Source organism: Christiangramia echinicola DSM 19838, from assembly GCF_000423065.1.
GTDB classification, from domain to species: Bacteria; Bacteroidota; Bacteroidia; order Flavobacteriales; family Flavobacteriaceae; genus Christiangramia; species Christiangramia echinicola.
Genome location: NZ_AUHG01000012.1, coordinates 224,595 through 245,932 on the forward strand (window position 1 = coordinate 224,595; position 21,338 = coordinate 245,932).

General features: G+C 36.9%; 14 protein-coding genes. 5 read left to right on the forward strand and 9 right to left on the reverse strand.

Annotation, left to right across the window (positions count from 1 at the left end; all coding sequences use genetic code 11):
• Positions 1–13: 13 nt before the first annotated feature.
• Positions 14–391 (forward strand): hypothetical protein, encoded by a 378-nt coding sequence (locus tag G530_RS0110340; RefSeq protein ID WP_026934466.1) that lies wholly within the window; start codon positions 14–16, stop codon positions 389–391.
• Here G530_RS0110340 and mscL read toward each other — a convergent pair.
• The 5 genes from mscL to ychF form a co-directional block, all read right to left on the reverse strand.
• On the reverse strand, positions 388–834 hold the full coding sequence (mscL, locus tag G530_RS0110345) for a large conductance mechanosensitive channel protein MscL (protein ID WP_026934467.1): 447 nt from the start codon (positions 832–834) through the stop codon (positions 388–390). The two genes, G530_RS0110340 and mscL, sit on opposite strands and share 4 nt — an antisense overlap.
• Complete coding sequence (locus tag G530_RS0110350; RefSeq protein ID WP_026934468.1) at positions 834–3,479, reverse strand: DNA gyrase/topoisomerase IV subunit A; 2,646 nt, start codon at positions 3,477–3,479, stop codon at positions 834–836. Before G530_RS0110350 ends, mscL begins: the two co-directional genes overlap by 1 nt.
• Entirely contained in the window at positions 3,479–3,973 is a 495-nt protein-coding gene (locus G530_RS0110355; RefSeq protein WP_026934469.1) for a hypothetical protein, read from the reverse strand. Before G530_RS0110355 ends, G530_RS0110350 begins: the two co-directional genes overlap by 1 nt.
• The gene (locus tag G530_RS0110360) at positions 3,970–5,832 is read right to left on the reverse strand and encodes a DNA topoisomerase IV subunit B (protein ID WP_026934470.1); all 1,863 of its coding nucleotides are present in this window, start codon (positions 5,830–5,832) and stop codon (positions 3,970–3,972) included. The genes G530_RS0110355 and G530_RS0110360 overlap by 4 nt, the downstream gene beginning before the upstream one ends.
• A 192-nt stretch (positions 5,833–6,024) precedes the next feature.
• A complete protein-coding gene (gene ychF / locus G530_RS0110365; protein WP_026934471.1) occupies positions 6,025–7,119 on the reverse strand; it encodes a redox-regulated ATPase YchF in 1,095 nt (364 codons plus the stop codon).
• Positions 7,120–7,373: 254 nt separating this feature from the next.
• On the opposite strand from ychF, the gene G530_RS0110370 reads away from it, so the two are divergent.
• Positions 7,374–10,043, forward strand: a complete 2,670-nt coding sequence (locus tag G530_RS0110370) for a TonB-dependent receptor (protein ID WP_026934472.1) — start codon at positions 7,374–7,376, stop codon at positions 10,041–10,043.
• 77 nt (positions 10,044–10,120) lie between these two features.
• On the opposite strand, the gene G530_RS16790 is transcribed toward G530_RS0110370, so the two are convergent.
• Complete coding sequence (locus G530_RS16790) at positions 10,121–12,280, reverse strand: prolyl oligopeptidase family serine peptidase (RefSeq protein WP_035716226.1); 2,160 nt, start codon at positions 12,278–12,280, stop codon at positions 10,121–10,123.
• 256 nt (positions 12,281–12,536) lie between these two features.
• Between G530_RS16790 and treS the strand changes: the two genes are divergently transcribed.
• Complete coding sequence (gene treS, locus G530_RS0110380; protein WP_026934473.1) at positions 12,537–15,851, forward strand: maltose alpha-D-glucosyltransferase; 3,315 nt, start codon at positions 12,537–12,539, stop codon at positions 15,849–15,851.
• Between the two features lie 2 nt (positions 15,852–15,853).
• Here treS and G530_RS0110385 read toward each other — a convergent pair whose 3' ends face one another.
• Positions 15,854–17,050 (reverse strand): hypothetical protein, encoded by a 1,197-nt coding sequence (locus G530_RS0110385; protein ID WP_026934474.1) that lies wholly within the window; start codon positions 17,048–17,050, stop codon positions 15,854–15,856.
• Between the two features lie 131 nt (positions 17,051–17,181).
• Positions 17,182–17,913 (reverse strand): class I SAM-dependent methyltransferase, encoded by a 732-nt coding sequence (locus G530_RS0110390; protein WP_026934475.1) that lies wholly within the window; start codon positions 17,911–17,913, stop codon positions 17,182–17,184.
• A 161-nt stretch (positions 17,914–18,074) separates the two neighbouring features.
• Here G530_RS0110390 and G530_RS0110395 point away from each other — a divergent pair, with 161 nt between their 5' ends.
• Entirely contained in the window at positions 18,075–19,355 is a 1,281-nt protein-coding gene (locus G530_RS0110395; RefSeq protein WP_026934476.1) for a carboxypeptidase-like regulatory domain-containing protein, read from the forward strand.
• Between the two features lie 368 nt (positions 19,356–19,723).
• On the opposite strand, the gene G530_RS0110400 is transcribed toward G530_RS0110395, so the two are convergent.
• The gene (locus G530_RS0110400) at positions 19,724–20,077 is read right to left on the reverse strand and encodes a 4Fe-4S dicluster domain-containing protein (RefSeq protein WP_026934477.1); all 354 of its coding nucleotides are present in this window, start codon (positions 20,075–20,077) and stop codon (positions 19,724–19,726) included.
• Between the two features lie 141 nt (positions 20,078–20,218).
• On the opposite strand from G530_RS0110400, the gene G530_RS0110405 reads away from it, so the two are divergent.
• Positions 20,219–21,277 (forward strand): acyl-CoA reductase, encoded by a 1,059-nt coding sequence (locus tag G530_RS0110405; protein WP_026934478.1) that lies wholly within the window; start codon positions 20,219–20,221, stop codon positions 21,275–21,277.
• The last annotated feature ends 61 nt before the right edge of the window (positions 21,278–21,338 follow it).

Genomic DNA, 21,338 nt, shown 5'->3' on the forward strand with positions numbered 1-21,338 from the left:
ATTATTTTGCAGTATGAATAGAATTGCTGCATTATTAAGTCTTTTCCTGATATCTTCCTGTTTCAATCCTGAAAGGAACTGTAAAGACTTTAAAACCGGTACCTATGAATTTGAAAGCTTCATCAACGGCGAACTGGTAACCTCAAGGTTTATTCGTAATGATAGTATAGAGATCGAAAAGTTCATGGGTAATACCGATACCTCTTCCGTTAGATGGATCAATGAATGCGAGTATATCCTGAAGAATATGAATCCAGACGGTATGGCCGAAGAAAAGGCGATTCACATCAAAATACTTTCAACCACGAAGAATGGCTATACCTTTGAATACGGCCAGGTGGGTGATGCAAAGAAAGTAAAAGGAAAGGTTCAGAAAGTTTCGAAAAACTAACTTTGTTTCTCTCGCAACAATTTATTCTGTTCCTCCATTTTATCATTTAAACTGGATAACAGCTCAATATCTTTAGGGGTAACCACCTTGGTATTCTTGGGATCCTGGGCTTTATTACGAAAGCGGTTCATAAATTTCACCACAAGAAACACCACGAAACCAATTACCAGAAAATCTATAAGCGTTTCTATCAAAAGACCATAGCCCACAGAAACCTCTTCCATATAATTTGCCTCTCCTGGAATTCCTGAGGCATCCTGAAGAATAACTTTTCTATCAGCGTAATTAACACCGTTAGTAAGCATACTTAATGGCGGCATAATGATCTGTTTCACCAGCACATCAACCACTTTATTAAAGGCGGTACCAATGATGATACCCACCGCCATATCTATCATATTGCCTTTTACAGCAAATTCTTTGAACTCCTTAAATATTCCCATTATTCATCAAATAATGATGGTTGTTCATCTGAGTTCTTATTTTTCTCAGGAGATTTAATTTCTCCCGACTGGATGTCTTCTCCAGATATTTCCTGTTTTCCTGCAGATTCTTTTTGTTCGTCTTCACTCTCTACTTCCTGAGCCTCATACGGAATTGGGTCTAGCGGATTTATCTGATTAACCTTTTCTGAAGTAAGTTGATTACCCTGAGCTTTTATACCTTTTACAGATATAAATTCTGCGATATTAATTTCTTCATTCTCTCTTCGCTCTTTCCCTTTAGGCTTGGTATAAACGATCTCAGCCATTGGATAATAATCTGTAGAAACCATCTCGAGGAACGAATCTTCATGGTCTGAAATAAATTTCTCTTCTTTATCTGGATGTTCGATAAGGAAACGCTTTACATAATAACGTTCTTTTTCCGGCTCCCAATAAATTGCGGAAACTGGCTTATCCTTGGACCATTTCTCCAGAACTATGATCTCATTATCAAATCTGGTAGTTAGTTCAGGTTTAATAGTTTTTGCAATTCCATCCTGGGTAACTATCAGTAATCGGTCTTCTCCCTTGAATTCACCTAGCAGCTCCCCTCTTTCGTCTACATTCAGTCTTTTCACAGTTTCGTCAAACCAGATCCTTCGAGGTTTAAGAGTAGAAACTCCTTCTTCCTTCATCTCGATCCGTTTTACTGAATACTTGGTAACTATATTTCCTTTTACATTCCGGCCTTTGATCAATACGTCAGCAAAATCCAGATCGAATTTCACTTTTCTTATGCTTCCTACCTGGCGTAGCAATACGTTGATCACTTCTGCCTCACCGTTAGGGTTAGCTGAGAAATAAAGAACTTTTGAATCTTTTTTACCCTGACTAAGATCGTATTCACGGTCCCTGGTAACTGAAGTTACGGAGAAGCGCTTCACATAAGTGTTACCTGCTTTACCGTCACGATAAACCATATTATAGATGGTTCTCTTATCCTTTTTCTTGAATATAGCAACGTGGATAATATCCTTACCTATAAAAGTTTTGGAGTCCACCTTGGTAACCATCATCTTACCATCAGCAGTAAAACAGATCACATCATCAATATCTGAACATTCTGTTACATACTCATCTTTTTTAAGGGAAGTACCAACGAAGCCTTCTGCTCTATTTACATAGAGTTTGGTATTTCTAATCACAACCTTGGTTGCTTCTATATCTTCAAAAAGTCTAAGTTCAGTCTTTCTTTCTTTTCCTGTACCGTAATCTTTTTTAAGCTTTTTGAAATAGTCTACTGCAAAATCAACAATATTATCAAGGTGATGTTTCACCTGAGCGATCTCACCTTCCAGTGCATCGATCTTTTGCTGAGCTTTATCGATATCAAATTTTGAAATCCTTTTAATTCGAATTTCAGTTAATCTAACTATATCTTCTTCAGTAACCGCACGCTTAAGATGCTTTGTAAAAGGCTTTAAACCTCTATCTATGGCCTGGATAACTCCATCCCAGGTTTCCTCCTCTTCAATATCCCGGTAAATACGATTTTCAATAAAAATTCTTTCTAAAGAAGCAAAATGCCAGCTTTCTTCGAGTTCATCCAGTTTTATCTCCAGTTCACGTTTCAGCAAATGCAAAGTATGATCTGTAGATCTCCGTAAAACTTCTGAAACACCAAGAAAAATTGGCTTATGATCTATGATCACACAGCCAAGCGGCGCCAGGGAATTTTCACATTGAGTAAAGGCATAAAGCGCATCAATGGTCCTGTCTGGCGACATATTATTTGGTAAATGAATAAGGATCTCGACTTCGGCAGCAGTGTTATCTTCGATCTTCTTGATCTTGATCTTTCCTTTTTCGTTGGCCTTTAATATAGAATCAATAAGACTGGACGTATTAGTACCATAAGGGATCTCATTGATCACCAGGGTATTTTTATCCTGCTGATTTATCTTGGCTCTAATTCTCACACGTCCGCCTCGTTTCCCATCATTATAATTAGAAACATCAGCAATACCACCCGTTGGAAAATCAGGAAAGAGCTTAAAGCTTTTTCCCCTTAAATGATTAATAGAAGCATCTATTAACTCATTAAAGTTATGCGGAAGAAACCTTGTGCTTAAACCAACTGCAATACCTTCGGCTCCCTGAGCCAAAAGCATCGGGAATTTCACTGGAAGGTTTACCGGCTCCTGTTTTCTACCATCATAAGAAAGCTGCCATTCAGTCAATTTTGGGCTAAAAAGTACTTCCAGGGCAAACTTAGAAAGCCTGGCCTCAATATAACGAGGTGCAGCCGCCCGGTCTCCGGTAAGTATATTTCCCCAGTTTCCCTGAGTATCTATCAATATATCTTTCTGACCAATTTGAACCATGGCATCACCAATACTCGCATCACCGTGAGGGTGATACTGCATGGTGTGTCCAACAATATTGGCAACCTTATTGTAACGACCATCATCCAGATCTTTCATGGAATGCATGATACGGCGTTGTACTGGTTTAAATCCGTCTTCTATTGCAGGTACCGCCCGTTCCAGGATTACATATGAAGCATAATCCAGGAACCAGTCTTTGTACATGCCGGTTACCTTTATAAGTTCTTCTTTATTCTCAAACTGCTCTTCCTGAGCTCCTTCTTGGTTTTCTTCCATTAGGCAGTAACTTTAGGAGTGGTTTCTAACACTTTATTCAAAGAGTCCACCATTCCCTTTTTCTTTTTTCGGGTTAAAAATGTTGTATTGAAAGTATATTTTCTATAGCCTCTTTTCCTTTTAGAGCTTATATAAATGGTTAATGCTGAATAGAATCCTAAATCAACAAAATTGAATTTCCCCAACTTTCGTTTTGGAAATTCAGCTTTCTTCACGCGGTACTCCATGAATTTTGAAAAGAAGACTCCGTTATTCTTAAAATTTAAGGTTTCTCCGTCACTATCAAAATCAAATGTCTGTCCTATTCTATGCACATACAAACCTATAAGCAAAGTAATAATATTCGGCAGAAAATGGCTAAAGGTTAGATCTTGTTCATTATCTGAAGACATCATGATCTCTATATTCACAAAAATATTAGTGACAAACACTGCTACAAGAACAATGTAAATAGAAGGAATTATCTTGACCTCGGTTTTATTGGTAAATCTCATATTCCAAGTTCTTCAACCAGGTCTAATTCATATTTCAGGTTTTCGATAATAAATTCCTGACGATCTGGAGTGTTTTTACCCATATAGAAACTTAGCATTTCTTCGATAGATTTATCCTTGTCCAGCATCACCGGGTCTAAACGAATATTCTCACCAATAAAATGCACAAATTCATCTGGAGAAATCTCCCCCAAACCTTTAAATCGGGTGATCTCAGGTTTTCCTGAAAGCTTCTCTATGGCCTGCTTACGCTCCATTTCACTATAACAATAGATCGTTTCTTTCTTATTACGCACCCTGAATAGAGGAGTTTGAAGAATATATAAATGATTTTCCTTGATCAATTCAGGAAAGAACTGAAGGAAAAATGTGATCAATAATAGCCTAATATGCATTCCATCAACATCGGCATCTGTCGCGATCACAATATTATGATATCTAAGATCTTCAAGAGATTCTTCAATATTCAATGCGGCCTGTAGTAGATTGAATTCCTCATTTTCGTAAACGATCTTTTTCGAAAGTCCGTAACTATTTAGAGGTTTTCCTTTTAAACTAAAAACCGCCTGGGTAACCACGTCCCTACTTTTGGTAATAGATCCACTCGCCGAGTCACCCTCGGTAATGAATAATGTAGTTTCCAGGCAACGTTCATGTTTACTATCACCAAGATGAACCCGGCAATCTCTTAATTTTTTATTATGAAGACTGGCTTTTTTGGCTCTGTCTTTAGCTAATTTTCTAATTCCTGAAAGATCTTTACGTTCCCTTTCCGCCTGAAGGATCTTACGCTGAAGACTTTCAGCCGTTTCCTGGTTCTTATGCAGGTAATTATCCAGATTTCTTTTTACAAAATCATTAATATGGGTTCTAACGGTAGGCAATTTTCCGCCCATATCGGTGGAACCAAGCTTAGTCTTCGTCTGACTTTCAAAAACCGGTTCCATCACTTTAATACTAATGGCAGCTACAATTGATTTTCTAATATCACTGGCTTCGTAATTCTTACCATAATACTCCCGGATAGTTTTAACAACCGCTTCTCTGAATGCGGCAAGATGCGTTCCACCCTGAGAAGTATTCTGCCCATTCACAAAAGAGTGATATTCTTCGCTATATTGAGATTTACTATGAGTAATAGCAACTTCAATATCTTCACCTTTTAGATGAACAATTGGATATAGCATATCATCTTCATGAATACTATCTCCAAGAAGATCTTTAAGTCCGTTTTCAGAATAGAACTTCTCACCATTAAAAACTATGGTCAATCCCGGGTTGAGATAGACATAGTTCTTGAGCATTTTCTCTATATATTCATTTCTGAACTTATAGTTCTTGAAAATAACCTCATCTGGAACAAAAGTAATCTTGGTTCCTCTTCTGCGTGAAGTTTCATCAAGATGCTCCTCATCCATCAAATTTCCCTGCTCGAATTCTGCAGCGTGACTTTTAGAATCCCTGGAAGATTCTACACGAAAATATGACGAAAGTGCATTTACAGCTTTTGTACCGACACCGTTAAGACCAACAGATTTTTTGAAAGCACGGGTATCATACTTACCACCGGTATTCATCTTGGAAACAACATCTACTACTTTCCCAAGAGGTATTCCCCTACCAAAATCACGTACGATGACACGCTGGTTCTGCACAGAGATCTCTATAATTTTCCCTGCGCCCATCACGAACTCATCAATACTGTTATCTATAACTTCCTTTAACAGGATATATATCCCATCATCCTGACTGGAACCATCTCCAAGTTTCCCGATATACATCCCGGGACGCATACGAATATGTTCCTTCCAGTCTAATGACCGAATATTATCTTCGGTATATTTAGTATTCTCGCTCATAGGTAGTAATGGAGTTATGGCCTAAAGATAAGGCAATAGGTAAAAAACCAAAATAGTTATGCCGTAAAGTAATTAACAAAGATTTTAGAAGAAATGTTAATTACAACCAGATATGAGAGTTATGTAAAAAGATCTTAGAAAAAAATGGATCATCCCCACTTCCTCTATCTAAAATCTGAAGTCTAAACCTCTTTAGACATTAAAACGGAAATGCATTACATCGCCATCTTTAACGATGTATTCTTTACCTTCCACTCGCATTTTACCGGCATCTTTAACTTTAGCTTCACTACCATAGCCTACGTAATCGTCATAAGCTATTACCTCAGCTCTAATAAAGCCTTTTTCAAAATCTGTATGTATCACGCCTGCTGCCTGAGGTGCAGATGCTCCTACAGGAATAGTCCAGGCTCTAACTTCTTTTACCCCGGCCGTAAAATATGTTTGAAGATCAAGCAGCTCATAGGCTCCCCTAATAAGTTTCGCAGAACCAGGTTCGTCCAGGCCAATATCCTGAAGAAACATTTGTCTTTCTTCAAAATCATCAAGCTCAGTTATATCTGCCTCAGTTCCTACGGCAAGTACTAAAACTTCAGCATTTTCATCCTTAACCGCTTCTTTCACTCTTTCAACATGAGCATTACCATCTACAGCAGCTCCTTCATCTACATTACAAACATACATCACCGGTTTGTCTGTTATAAACTGCAAGGGTACAATAAATTCCTTCCTTTCATCTTCAGAAAGATCAATCGCTCTAACCGATTTTCCTGCCTCAAGACCAGCTTTAACTTTAAGTAATGCAGATTCTTCTTTTTGCGCTTCTTTATTCCCTGTCTTTGCAGCTCTTTTTACTTTCTCCAGCTTTTTCTCTGCAGTCTCAAGATCTTTCAGCTGAAGTTCCATGTCAATAGTTTCCTTATCCCTGATAGGGTCTATAGAACCATCTACATGTACAATATTTTCATTCTCAAAACATCTTAAAACATGAAGTATAGCATCTGTTTCCCTGATATTTCCTAAAAACTGATTTCCAAGACCTTCTCCTTTACTGGCTCCTTTAACCAAACCGGCAATATCCACTATCTCTACAGTAGCTGGCATCACTCTTTCAGGGTTTACCAACTCTTCTAGTTTCAACAACCTAGGATCTGGAACGTTTACAACTCCAATATTCGGCTCTATAGTACAAAATGGGAAGTTTGCACTTTGAGCTTTAGCATTGCTCAAACAATTAAAAAGTGTTGATTTTCCAACATTTGGTAGTCCTACAATTCCAGCTTTCATATAAAGTAATTTAGATGCTTTGTTTTTGCGGCTGCAAAGATAGGTATTATCTAAGAGTATTACACAAATACTTATAGTCTTTACTGCTAACTATCCAATTCATTTTCTCCTCATTGAGATCATAGAACAAATGAGACATCATACAGATGTTAGAAATTGTTTAAAACCCATTAACAACATTAATACATATACCTCAATAAAACATTGCATTTAAGTTATATTGCTTTAAACAATTAACTAATTAATTAAACGATATGAAGAATTTACTATTTTTTATGGTATTATTTTTAACACCTATTCTATTCTTCTCACAAGAAGTTACAGGAGTGGTTACCGATAATACAGGTACTCCCTTACCAGGAGTAAACGTTTTTGAAAAAGGAACTGATAAGGGTACTTCCACAGATTTTGATGGTCGCTATACTATCGAAGTAGACTCTAATGCCTCCCTAGTTTTTAGCTTCGTTGGATTTGAAGAAAAAGAGGTTGCCGTAGACGGCAGAGCTCAAATAGATGTTTCACTTGCCGATGGAGTTTCTTTAGGAGAAGTTCAACTGGTTGGATCAAGGAGTCCTAAACGTACTTCTACAGATACTCCCGTTGCGGTTGACGTTATAGATGTAGGCGAGGTTAACACACAAACCGGTAAAATAGAAGTGAATGAAATGCTGCAATATGCCGCTCCTTCTTTCAATGCAAATAAACAATCTGGGTCTGATGGTGCAGATCATATAGATCCCGCATCTTTAAGAGGTCTTGGTCCAGATCAAACCTTAGTACTGGTAAATGGTAAACGCCGGCATCAGTCTTCTCTTATCAATATCTTCGGAACCAGAGGAAGAGGAAATACAGGTACAGATCTTAATGCGATACCTGCTTCTTCCATAAAGAGAATAGAAATATTAAGAGACGGAGCTTCCGCACAATATGGTTCAGATGCTATCGCAGGTGTTATCAATATTGTATTGAAAGATGCTGTAAATGAATTTACAGGAGGTGTTAATTATGGATTCTATAATACAAATGCCGATGGCGACTTTCCTGATGGCACACCTAATACTGATGGAAATCGACTGGATACAGATAGAGATGGAAACGCCATTAGAGATGACCAGAATTTTGACGGTGGTTCTTTAAAAGTAACAGCAAATTATGGTTTTGCAATTGCCGAAGAAGGTCATGCTAACTTTTCTGTAGAATACCTGAACAAAAATAAAACATTACGTCCGGGATTTGATTTTAGAAGAGGATTTGGTGAGGCTTCTATTGAAGGAGTGAATTTTATGGGGAACCTGGCAATTCCAATTTCAGAGAATTCAGAATTCTATGCTTTTGGAGGAAGAAATTATAGAGATACAGATGCCTTTGCCTTTACCAGAAATAATCCTACCGCAAGAAATGTAGTGAGTATTTATCCTGATGGTTTTACTCCCAGGATAACCTCTATCATTACTGATAATTCAATCGCTGCTGGTTTTAGAACTAAAACTGAAAGTGGATGGAATATTGACCTGAGTAATACATGGGGAAAGAATTTATTCCATTATTATATTAAAGGTACCGTAAATGCTTCTATAGGAGAAAACTCTCCTACTGATTTTGATGCCGGAGGTCATAATTTAAGTCAGAATGTGATCAACCTTGATTTCTCTAAATATTATGAAGATATGCTTGCCGGAGTAAACTTCGCTTTTGGAGCAGAATACAGAACTGAGAACTTTGGAATTTTTGCCGGGGAAGAAGGTTCTTACGCAACTTATGATGAAGACGGCAGACCTATTATAAATCCAGATATCCAGCAGCAGCCTATAGATCCAGTTACGGGAGATCCAAGACCTGGTGGTTCTCAAGGTTTTCCAGGTTACGGACCAGATAATGAGGTTGACCGAAGCAGATCTAACGTTTCTTTATATGCTGATGGTGAATTTGAATTTACAGATTCCTTTCTGCTGGCAGCTGCAGCGAGATTTGAAAACTACAGTGATTTTGGAAGCACTATCAATGGTAAATTAGCTGCAAGATTAAAGGCTACAGATGATATTAATATAAGAGGATCTGTTAGTACCGGCTTTAGAGCTCCTTCTCTAGCTCAGATATATTACAATCTTAAATTCACCAATTTTGTAGGTGGTGATGCCTTAGAGTCTCTTCTATCTCCAAATAACAGTCCGGTAACTGCTTCCTTCGGGATTGGGCAGCTTCAGGAGGAAACAGCCTTTAATGCCTCTTTAGGATTTACAGCTAATTTCGGGAAATTCACCGCTACAGTAGACGGTTACTTTATCAATGTCCAGGATCGTATCGTTCTAACCGGAAATTTTGATGCGCCACAAATAGATAATGTTGAGGCTGCTCAGTTCTTTGCCAATGGAGCAGACACTGAAACTATGGGGCTTGATATTGTTCTTTCACATGAACTTCAGTTAGGAGAAGGAAAACTTAAAACAAGTTTTATTGGGAATTTCAACGATATGGAAATTACCGATGTTAAAAATGGTAATCTGAACGAACAAACCTTCTTCGGAGAAAGAGACAAGTCTTTCTTACTCGCCTCCGCTCCAGACAGTAAACTTACATTGAATGTAATTTATGACCTTGAGTGGTTTGATGCCGCCCTGGGATTAACGAGATTCAGCGATGTGACGTTATTAGATTTCCAGATGTTTGAAGATGTAGCAGATTATGGCAGCCTGGACAATCAGGTAGCGGCAGCTTCAGATGTTTACGAATCTAAAATTGTAACAGATCTAAACCTGGGCTTTAAATTGAATGATGCCTTAAAGCTGAATATTGGAAGTAATAACCTTTTCAATGTCTATCCAGATCAGCAAGACGACTGGACAGAGGCCGGTGGATACTGGGATGCTGTACAGATGGGATTTGGCGGAGCATATTACTACGCTAAACTGAATATAAATTTGTAGGATTTTATAAACAATACAGAATGAAAAAAGCGGGAATGATCTCCCGCTTTTTTATGCACTAATTTTTAGTTTATATTCTAATCGATCAGATCTGCTGGCGGTTGGAATTTAGGATGATCTGCCTGCCAATAGAAAAATGAAAATATATTAGCAAATAATTCAAAGTTTTCAGCTTTTGTATCTCCAATCCCATGCCCACTATCAAAATCTGTAAGTAAAAGAATAGGATCATCTGATGCATTTGCCATTTGAGCCCGGGCTGCGAACTTGGCGGGTTCCCAGGCGATAACTCTAGGATCATTAATACCGGAAGTAACCAGCATTGCAGGATATTCAGTTCCATTTTCTACATGGTGATAAGAATCCATTTCAAGCAAACCTTTAAATTCTTCAGGATCTTTTACTGTTCCAAATTCTGGAGCATTTACAGGTCCGTTTGGTGTTTCCTCCATCCTTACCGTATTCATGGCTCCTACCATAGGGGCGACTGCAGAAAATAGATCGGGCCTTTCTGTAACTGCTCTACCTACAAGAATCCCTCCTGCACTACCTCCAAAAAATGATAGCTTTTCCGGTTTTGTATATCCTTTATCAATTAAATATTCTGCAGTGGCAATTGCGTCCTTCCAGGTATTTGGCTTATTGGTTTTTTGTCCAGCTCTATGCCAGGCATCTCCGAGTTCTCCACCTCCTCTTACGTGCGGTACCACAAAAACACCTCCATATAAAGTATGTACAAGCATTAGCGGACTAAAGAATGGACCACTGGAAATACCATAAGAACCATATCCATACATGGTAGTAGGATTATTCCCATCTAATTTTATATTCTTATTATGTATTATTGAAACTGGAACTTTTACTCCATCATGAGAACTCACCATCACCTCCTTGACCACGAGATCGTTTAGTTCAGGATATTCAGCTTCAGAAGACATTGGCTCATTTGTGAACTCATTAGTTTCAGGGTTATATTTAAACCTTTTACCCGGAGTAGTCCATCCGGTTAGAGAAACCCAAATATCACTAAAATCAGGTCCCTTTGAAGAAACAGATGCTGTACCGGCCGTTAATGGTAAATCTAACTGCTGCGGGACGTCGTCATTATTGGATTTAAAATATATTTTCGTTTCGACTCCATTCTCTTTAACGGTATAATATAGACCATCACCCGTTAAAGCATACCCGTCTAAAGTCCCATTTTTATGCTCAGGAATATATGTTTTACCATCTACAAATTTTGGTGAATCTTTTTTAGACTTCACTATTCTGAAGTTTGGAGCATCTTTAAAAGTCATATAATAAATGGCATCCTCTGTAGTAGAAAAATCACTAACCTCATCCTCTGGCGTAGTGAGTGTTTGCCAATCCCCGGAAAGATCTGCCTCATTCATATATATTTTTAAAGCTTTATTTACCGTCACCACTAAACCAAAATTCATATTCAATTCCTTGTCATTTATTAATATTGGAAACTCTTCTGGTTTAATGTTTAATTCTGAATTGGAACTGGAGAATACTTCTTTATCTTCAGATTGGGACGTACCTAATATATGTTCGTATACTTTCTGATTCATCTGCCGATCCATGTCAGAAATTTCAGAGGAGTTTAATTTCAGGTAATACAAAGAATTCTCATTAGCGGTCCAGTTTGCATATTGAACTAAATTCAATTTCTCCCCAATTCGTTTCCCGGACTGATCGAGAATTACCAACTCTCCATTTTCTGAACCATCTGGAGCTAAAATAACTGCCACTCTATTTCCCATCTTATCTGGAATAACCGAAGAAATGGTATAGATTTTATCAGATTCTGAATTATATTTTTCCGGATCTAAAAGAAGACTTTCCTTCCCATCATAGCCTTTACGAAAAAACAATTTCCCGGTTTGATCCTCAGGTCTCGTTTTTAGATAATAATACATATCATTATCGGTAATAGACAGACTGTTTATCCTGGATGCAGTTCTGCTATCCATTTCTTCGATCTTTCCAATCATTTCCTTTTTGCCTGGTATCGCATTCAGAACAGCTTCAGCATAATTAGTGTTAGATTTCATCCAGTTGATTACCTCGGGATCATCAAGATCTTCCATATAACGATAAGGATCTTCCAGATCTGTACCATGATAATTGTCGGTTACGGGCTTTGGTTTAGCTTTTTCCGGTTTGGCAATCTGCTGAGCTGTAAGAACAAGTGACGTGAACAAAAACAATAAGGACATTAGTTTTCTCATAATTCCAGAGTTTTTAAATGAATATTCTTTGAATAAAAATTGAGCAATTAGTGATTGCTCCGGCTAGGATGGGCAACTAAATATAGGCATTTTTACTGAATTTCAGCACTTTATAATTATAAGGGTGGTTTTTCAGATATAATTATAAAAATATGCACTAAGCTTTGTTTAGTATTTTTTTAACTGAAGAGGCCCTCTATTTTTTTAAATTTAAGGATAGACTAATTCCTGATTTTTAATCCCTTAATATTCTCCTATGGCTAAGAGTTCAGATTTTCAAGAAAATTACTGGTATAAAGACGCTATAATTTACGAACTCCACATAAAGGCATTTTTTGATAGCAATGGTGATGGAATTGGTGATTTTGAAGGCCTAATGCAAAAGCTCGATTATCTGGAAGACCTTGGGGTAACCGCCATTTGGCTCCTTCCTTTCTATCCTTCACCACTTAGGGATGATGGGTATGATATTGCCGATTATTATTCAATTAATCCCTCTTATGGAGATATAGACGATTTTAAATTCTTTCTGAATGAAGCGCATAGCAGAGGATTAAAAGTTATTACTGAATTGGTAATTAATCATACTTCAGATCAACACGAATGGTTTCAAAGAGCCAGGAAGGCTCCGGCAGGTTCAAAAGAGCGTGATTATTATGTTTGGAGCGACGACCCTTCTAAATATAAAGACGCCCGTATAATATTTACAGATACCGAACCTTCTAACTGGAGCTGGGATGCAGAAGCCCAGGCATATTACTGGCACAGATTCTTTTCTCATCAACCAGATCTGAACTTCGATAATCCACAGGTACAACAAGAAGTTTTTGACATCATGGATTTCTGGTGCGAAATGGGAGTGGATGGTTTTAGATTAGATGCTGTTCCTTACCTGTTTGAAAGAGAAGACACAAATTGCGAAAATCTCCCTCCAACCCATGATTTTCTAAAAAAACTACGGGCTCATGTAGACAGGAATTACGACAATAAATTATTGTTAGCTGAAGCAAATATGTGGCCTGAAGATTCAGCCGCTTATTTTGGTGATGGTGATGAGTGTCACATGAACTACCACTTTCCAATAATGCCGAGAATGTTTATGGCTGTAAAAATGGAAGACCGCTACCCTATTATCGATATTATAGATCAAACCCCTGAAATTCCTGAGAATTGTCAATGGGGAATCTTTCTTAGAAACCATGATGAACTAACTCTTGAAATGGTGACCGATGAGGAAAGAGACTATATGTATAAAGTCTACACTAAAGATCCGCAGGCAAAGATCAACGTAGGGATCAGGCATCGGTTGGCTCCCTTGCTAGAAAACAACAGGAGTAAAATTGAACTTATGAATGTGCTGTTATTCTCTTTACCCGGCACACCAATTATTTATTACGGCGATGAAATAGGAATGGGAGATAATTTCTACCTGGGAGATCGCGATGGGGTTAGAACTCCAATGCAATGGACTTCCGATAGAAATGGAGGTTTTTCCATGGCAAATCCTCAGAAGCTCTACTTACCGCTTATCATAGATCCAGAGTATAAATATGAATCTGTAAATGTAGAAACTCAGCAAATGATCTCTTCCTCTCTTTTATGGTGGATGAAAAGGATCATAGGAATGCGTAAGAAATATAAAGCTTTTGGCCGTGGCGATATCGAATTTTTATCACCTGCAAATTCCAAAGTAATAGCCTATACCAGAACGTTTGAAGATGAAAAAATACTGGTCCTGGGCAATCTGTCCCGCTTCTCTCAACCTGCAGAATTAGACCTTGAAGATTATAAAGGCTATACACCTGTGGAGGTTTTTAGTCATAACAGGTTTCCCGAAATTTCTGAAAGACCTTACCTGTTTACCTTATCACCCTATGGATACTATTGGTTCGTACTCGAAAAGGAAAGAGAGAGAGTTGAAGGAGAAAGTGAGATCCCTGTTTTGAAAATTGACAACTGGAATAATCTTTTAAAGAACAGAACCTTACAAAAGCTATCAGGACAAATTCTACCTCCATACCTTGCCCATAGAAGATGGTTTGAAAGTGCCGGGAGGACTCTCCAGGAAATAAAAATAAATGAATCTATAGAGGTAAAGATAAAAGGTCTGCCAACCAGGATTATTATTCTTGAAGTCACCTATAATGAAGGGCTTCCTGAACTTTATCAGTTACCAGTTTCATTCTCTACCGTAGAAAATGAAAATCTATTAAATGAAATTCCAAAACGTGGAATTATCGCTAAATTAAAAATCGGGAACCAGGAGGGTTATTTGTTCGATTCAGTTTACGCCGAAGATTTTAGAGATCACCTATTAGAAAGCTTCAAAGAAGCTAGAAAATCTAAGGCAGGCTCTGGAGAATTAGAATTTTCAGCAGAGACATTTATAGTAGAGAATCTTAGTAATGAAGCGAGATCTGAATTAGTGAACACAGAACATCGTCAAACTATAATAACTTATGACAATGAGATTTTCTTTAAGCTCTACAGAAAACTTGATCAAACTTTTAACCCCGATATCGAGACCATAAAATTCCTATCTAAAAAAACAGATTTCGAAAAGGTCTCCAGGTATGCCGGTGCGATGCAGTTCAACCAGAAATCAGGGAAACCTTATTTCTTTGGTATGTTTCAGCAAATAACCGAAAATCAGGGCGAAGTTTGGGAGCATGTAAAAGATTCTTTAGAACGTTATTATGAAAGGGTTCTAACCACTACCAGGAACATAGAAATAGAGAAGGCAAACCATCATATTACTGAACCTTTAGGCTATGAAGATTTTCCAGCTAATATCCAGGAAATGGCAGGAATTATACTTCCGGAAAGGATCTACCAGTTAGGAGAGTTTACTGCAGAGTTACATGATTCATTATCCCAACATTCAGCAGATAAAGATTTTGATAAGGAAGAGTCCTCCCTGCATTATCAAAGATCACTGTTTTCAGGACTTCAGACCTTAACCAGGACAAGCCTGGAAAAGCTGGAACAGATCATTAAAGATCTCCCGGAAGACACTGCTAAAGAAGCGCGAGAAATTATAGGTCTTAAGAAAGATATTTTGAATTGTTTTAAAGATATCTACGACCATAAGATCCCGGTTATGAAAATAAGGACCCATGGTGATTATCATTTAAGGCAGATCTTATGGACAGGAAGAGAATATGTCATGAACAGTTTTGAGGGTGATCCTTCAAAATCTTTCAGTGAAAGAAGAATAAGAAGATCTGCTATGCGAGATCTTGCCGCAATGATTAGGTCACTACACTATGCCGCTTACAGCAATATTCTTTCTCCGGAATATGACCAGCAACGAAAAGAAGGAAACCTAGAAGAATGGGCAGAAACCTGGCATTATTATATAAGCAGAATTTATATCAAAGGTTATTTTGATAAAGCAGGAAACAAGGACTATGTACCAAAAAAACATGAGGATTTTAAAATCCTCATGCATACTTATTTGCTGGAAAAATCTTTAACCGAACTCAATTACGAGATCGAAAACCGCCCTGAGTGGATCATAATCCCTATTCGCGGCATCAAAGCTGTACTAAATCAATATAATAAAGACTAGTTTTATTCTACAATATACATTTCGTTTGAAGCCTTTATATATTCCTGTGGATTAAAGGTTGATTCAAAACTATTTCTTACCAGATCCAGTTTTAATCTTAAATTCTTCATCTCGTCTTTAAGAAAGGGATCACTCTCATATTTATGAATAAGCTTTTCGTATTTCTCAAGATTTTCCAGTATTCTGAAAGTCAGCATTCCAAAACGGATCTTTAGGTTTTGTACGGCTAGCATCTGGTCATGATACTCTTGTTTCCAGTTTTCAGGATTGGTCTTTCGCTCCTCTACGATCTTATTTTCAGCAATTTTAGAGATATCAAGAATATATTGAGTACGTTTCTTTGCATCGGTCTCATTAGTAAATTTTTCTGTAAAGTCTTTCTTTTTAATATCCAGAATTTCTACCAGATTATCTTCCATTGCCTTGTTTTGCAACTCCTTTAATTCATTCAGGCTTTTTGTAATCGCTTCCCATTCCGTTTCAATAAGATCTTTATCGTGTGTAAATTGAGCAATTGAGGTGGTAAGTTTAAGCATCTTCATACTTTCCTCTTTTAATTCTTTATCTCTTCGGTTCAAGGAACCAATAAAATTGCTAATCCCATCGAAAAGGCTACCGGCAAACATTCCTGTGAACGGTGTTCCTTTGGCTAGGTCTCCGGTTACCTGAAGCATATGGTTAAGCGCCTCAAGACGGGCGTCATCTTCTTTCTCTTCAGCAATATACTTTTTGAATTTCCCAAACCATTCCTGGTAACCCTCATAATTCATAGGATTTCCAACTGCATCTAGAGTTGTATAGAATTCACGGGAAGTATTGAAAAGGTTTAAAGGTTTGATCTCACGCTCCATGGAAGCAAGATTCAATACGGCCGAACTATAATTATACTTATAGACACTCACGGTATTTTTATCGATCTCCTCCTGTCTTTCTTCCAGGTATTTAACTCTTTCCAGAAGTTTTTCTACTTTTTCTGAAGCAGAATTTGAATTCTTAATGCTTTCATCCAGGTTAGTGATCTTGGAATCTATCTCTTTGATCCTGAATTCGAGATTCTGGCTAAGCAAGGATCGTTCCCTGTTCAACTCTTTAAGAACCTGTTCTGTAACAGATGCATTTTGATTTTCTGTATATATCTGTGCATTTGCACTATTAAGACTGAATATTACAGCCGCAACAACGAAGATTATTTTCTTCATAATTATTTTCAATTTTAGTCATCTTGATTAACGCTTTATTATCGAGCATATTTCATGCCACCAAAATTAAATACTGCAGAAGTACAATACTGACCTGCAGCGTATTGCTAATTGTAGAATAATTAATCAGTTTATATTTTTCTCCCCATTCTGAAGATAATTGGGAATACAACCTCATTGCTTTTGCCAAAGGCCTTGCGAAGTCTGGATTCTATGATAGATACAGGATCTGCATTATTCTTGTTCTCATAATGCTTTACGGCAGACCATGTCCTTAAATAACCCAGTAAATGTTCTATACTCCATAGATACTTTTTTTCATACCCAGGTGTTGAGATCTCTTCAAAAGGAAATGGAATGGTTCTATAGTTCTCATCTAGGTGGCCTCTTTCGGGATCCCAGTAAGGACCTATTATATTATTATATAAATCATTAATCACTTCATTAGTTTCCAGGTTACTATGAAAAAGACCATAACCTAAAAGAACAATTAGTCCATTATTCTTTATACACCTATTAACTTCGGCATAAAACTTTTCGAAATCGAACCAGTGCACAGCCTGCGCACTTATGATAAGATCAAATTGAGTGGACTTGAACCCTGTTTTTTCAGCAGATTGCAGGGAATAACTAATATTCTTTTTATTGTACGCATTTTTCAACTGATTCTCGCTAATATCTGTAGCTTCAACTTTAGAGATAAATTCAGCCAGTTCATTTGCAACCTGACCATTACCCGTGCCGCAATCCCAGGCATTTTCGTAGCCGTTTAGATGATCTTTTATAAAATTATATACTTCCAATGGATATTCTGGCCTGTACTTACTGTATTCATACGATCTTGTGGAAAAATTATCCTTCAAAACATAAAAAATTTATTAGTGATTTGAAATATTAATAGAAAATCAACCATATTTATGAAATATCACTATTCATTCACTTCAATTTATAATCAATTCACATCAAATTAGCCCTGAAATTCATTATATTGTATAAGTTTATTCAAACTTAAATTATTCCTGTCATGAAACAAATAGAAAATTATTTAAATGGCAAAACTCATATTCTCGTTTTAATATTCAGCTTATTGATTGTCTCTATGGAAGCAGTTGCCTTTCAGCCATCAGACGTCAAATACGTAGAATATAGAGGAGAGGTAGTTAATGCCCGAAATAGCAGACCGATCTCTTCAGCCTATCTCGCTCTTAACAATAGTAATATTTCTACTATTACAAACGCCGACGGGGAATTTTCCTTAAAAGTTCCTGAAGATCTTACAGAAGCAACAGTGACAGTTTCTGTATTAGGATTCCAAAGCAAAACGCTTCCTCTTAGTTATTTTAAAAGTGCTAATACAACAATAGAACTGGAAGAAACCGTTGAAGAATTAACTGAAATCAGTTTATATAAGGCTACAAACCCAAACTTACTGGTTAAAGAAATGTTGGCTAAAAAAGACGAGAACTACCTTTCAGATCAAAGCATAATGACTTCCTTCTATCGTGAGACCATTAAAAAAGGATGGAGCAATGTAAGTCTTTCTGAGGCTGTTGTCAAAATCTATAAAAGTCCCTACAATTCATCTAAAAAAGATCTTGTATCTCTTTATAAAGCAAGAAAGAGCACAGATTATAACAAATTAGATACCATTGCTTTAAAGTTACGCGGAGGACCTTTTAATACCCTATATCTGGATATGATGAAATATACAGAATATGTATTAAGACCGGAGATGATAGATAGTTATAAATTCGATTTCGATGATCCTGCGAAGATCAATGACCGGTTTACTTATGTGGTAAACTTTACGGAGATTGATAAATCTGATCCCTGGTATTTTGGAAAATTATTCATAGATGCTGAAACTTCAACTCTTGTAAAGGCTGAATATAGTCTTAATGTTGATGATAAAGATGCTGCTGCAGCTATGTTCGTTAAGAAAAAACCTAATGGGTCTAAAGTATATCCTACCGAATTAACTTACCAGGTAGATTACGCACAGAATGATGGTAAGTGGCACTATGCTTATGGTAAAGCGCAAATGGACTATGTAGTTAACTGGAAAAGAAAGATCTTCAATTCAAAATATAAGATCAATAGTGAAATGGTAGTTACAGACTGGCAGGAATATGCCGGTAATGACTGGAAGAAATCTGTAGATCTCATTAATCCAAATATCGTAATGGTAGATGATGTAGCTGGATTCTCTGATTCTGAATTCTGGGGCAGCAATAATATTATTGAACCTGAAAAGTCTATTCAAAATGCAATAGACAAGATAAAACGTAAAATGGACGATAAATAGAAAATAAAAAGCCCTTGCTATTTAGCAGGGGCTTTTAAATTTGAATTAGCCATAATTCAATTAATCCAGCAATAAATGTTTTAGAGAAATTGCTGGTGTACTTTTTATAATTTTTTAAACCTGCTGGAAATCTCTTTATTAACAACATCGATTTCCTCAAGGCCTTCAAATTTATTAAAAAATTCTATTAATCTGCTAATAGATTGAGTCTCTTAGGAGTATTTAGAAAGATTTAAAATTAGATAAGCGACTAATATTCTGATTTACAGTTGATAAAGATCTAATTAGTCAGTAGTAATTCAATTTTTAGTATAAAAAAAAGATCCCGTTCTTTACAAAACGGGATCTTTTTAAAAATAAATTTATTTTTAATCTTCCTGGTGCATAAAACGCTGCTTTGCAAGTAACTCTTCCTCACTTTCCACATGCTCGTCATCTGGAACGCAACAATCTACCGGACAAACTGCCGCACATTGAGGTTCTTCATGAAACCCCTGACATTCGGTACACTTATCTGGGACTATATAATAGATCTCGTCACTAATTGGTTCCTGTGCTTCATTTGCGTCGGCTTCTTTACCATCTGGCAGTACAACATTACCTTCAAGATCGGTTCCGTCTGCATACCTCCAGTCATCTGCACCTTCATAAATTGCGGTATTAGGACATTCAGGCTCGCAAGCCCCGCAGTTTATACATTCATCGGTTATAACAATTGCCATAGCTTTTCTTTTATTTGTAAATTTAAAAACTGAACGAAAAAAGACCGGTAGCTTTTTGGAAATTTTATGGTTTTAAGCTGCGGAAACTTTAATTTCGCTGCACAAATTTAACATAGGCCACATTCATAACCAAATAAGAGGATGACAATCGACGATCATAAATCACATCTTTTAACCTTAGGTAAATTCCTAAATCAATTTAAGTTCACTGAATCAGTTCAGGATAGCGAAATACCGGGAAACGATAAATTCTTTGAAGAATTCAATGAAAAGATAGATTCTGCCATTCATTATAATGGCTGGTTTAACCGTGAGAATATTGTCTACTCCCTGCAACAATGGAGTAAAGCGCTGAGACCGCAAAATTTAAAGTTATGGCTAGGCGAATATAATCTTTCAATGACCGGTGGGAAGACAGTTGGCATCGTAATGGCAGGAAATATTCCTTTAGTTGGGTTCCATGATTTCTTATCTGTGTTGGTTTCTGGCCACAGGGTAGTGATCAAACAATCCAGTAGTGATCAGCAATTATTACCCGTAATCGCTGCATACCTAATGAATCTTGATAGCCGATATGAAGAACGTATTGAATTCACAAAAGAGAAATTAGGGGATTTTGATGCTGTTATAGCAACTGGAAGTGATAACACAGCAAGGTACTTCGAGTATTACTTTAAAGATAAGCCAAGTATTATACGTAAGAATAGAAATTCAATTGCCATTCTAACCGGTAGTGAAACGACAGAGGAGCTGGAAAAATTAAGTGAAGATATTTTTAGATATTACGGGCTGGGTTGCAGAAACGTTTCAAAATTATATGTTCCAGAAAACTATGATTTCGATAGTTTTTTTAAAGCGATATACGAATGGAACCCAATTATAAACCAGAGTAAATATGCCAACAACTATGATTATAATAAGGCAGTTTATTTGATGAGCGAATTCAAATTACTGGATAATGGCTTCCTAATGCTGAAAGAAGATAAAAGCTTTGGTTCTCCGATCGCTTCCATTTTTTATGAAACCTATAAAGATGAGAAGGAACTGGAAATTTTACTGAACGAGAATAAGGATAAGATACAATGCATAGTTCGTAAAAATGCTGAAAATCATGAAGTTAATTTTGGTCAAACTCAGAAACCACAACTTTGGGATTATGCAGATAATATAGACACTATAGAGTTTCTTTCACGACTTTAATCTTATAATTTCCCTAACAGCCATTCCCTTTAAATTTTGGCATCTTTGTTACAATCAACAA

What these genes read in the sequence shown, in the direction of transcription:
- G530_RS0110340 (WP_026934466.1), top strand. Translation starts at nt 14, where the DNA reads ATGAATAGAATTGCTGCATTATTAAGTCTTTTCCTGATATCTTCCTGT.
- mscL (WP_026934467.1), bottom strand. Translation starts at nt 834, where the DNA reads ATGGGAATATTTAAGGAGTTCAAAGAATTTGCTGTAAAAGGCAATATG.
- G530_RS0110350 (WP_026934468.1), bottom strand. Translation starts at nt 3,479, where the DNA reads ATGGAAGAAAACCAAGAAGGAGCTCAGGAAGAGCAGTTTGAGAATAAA.
- G530_RS0110355 (WP_026934469.1), bottom strand. Translation starts at nt 3,973, where the DNA reads ATGAGATTTACCAATAAAACCGAGGTCAAGATAATTCCTTCTATTTAC.
- G530_RS0110360 (WP_026934470.1), bottom strand. Translation starts at nt 5,832, where the DNA reads ATGAGCGAGAATACTAAATATACCGAAGATAATATTCGGTCATTAGAC.
- ychF (WP_026934471.1), bottom strand. Translation starts at nt 7,119, where the DNA reads ATGAAAGCTGGAATTGTAGGACTACCAAATGTTGGAAAATCAACACTT.
- G530_RS0110370 (WP_026934472.1), top strand. Translation starts at nt 7,374, where the DNA reads ATGAAGAATTTACTATTTTTTATGGTATTATTTTTAACACCTATTCTA.
- G530_RS16790 (WP_035716226.1), bottom strand. Translation starts at nt 12,280, where the DNA reads ATGAGAAAACTAATGTCCTTATTGTTTTTGTTCACGTCACTTGTTCTT.
- treS (WP_026934473.1), top strand. Translation starts at nt 12,537, where the DNA reads ATGGCTAAGAGTTCAGATTTTCAAGAAAATTACTGGTATAAAGACGCT.
- G530_RS0110385 (WP_026934474.1), bottom strand. Translation starts at nt 17,050, where the DNA reads ATGAAGAAAATAATCTTCGTTGTTGCGGCTGTAATATTCAGTCTTAAT.
- G530_RS0110395 (WP_026934476.1), top strand. Translation starts at nt 18,075, where the DNA reads ATGAAACAAATAGAAAATTATTTAAATGGCAAAACTCATATTCTCGTT.
- G530_RS0110400 (WP_026934477.1), bottom strand. Translation starts at nt 20,077, where the DNA reads ATGGCAATTGTTATAACCGATGAATGTATAAACTGCGGGGCTTGCGAG.
- G530_RS0110405 (WP_026934478.1), top strand. Translation starts at nt 20,219, where the DNA reads ATGACAATCGACGATCATAAATCACATCTTTTAACCTTAGGTAAATTC.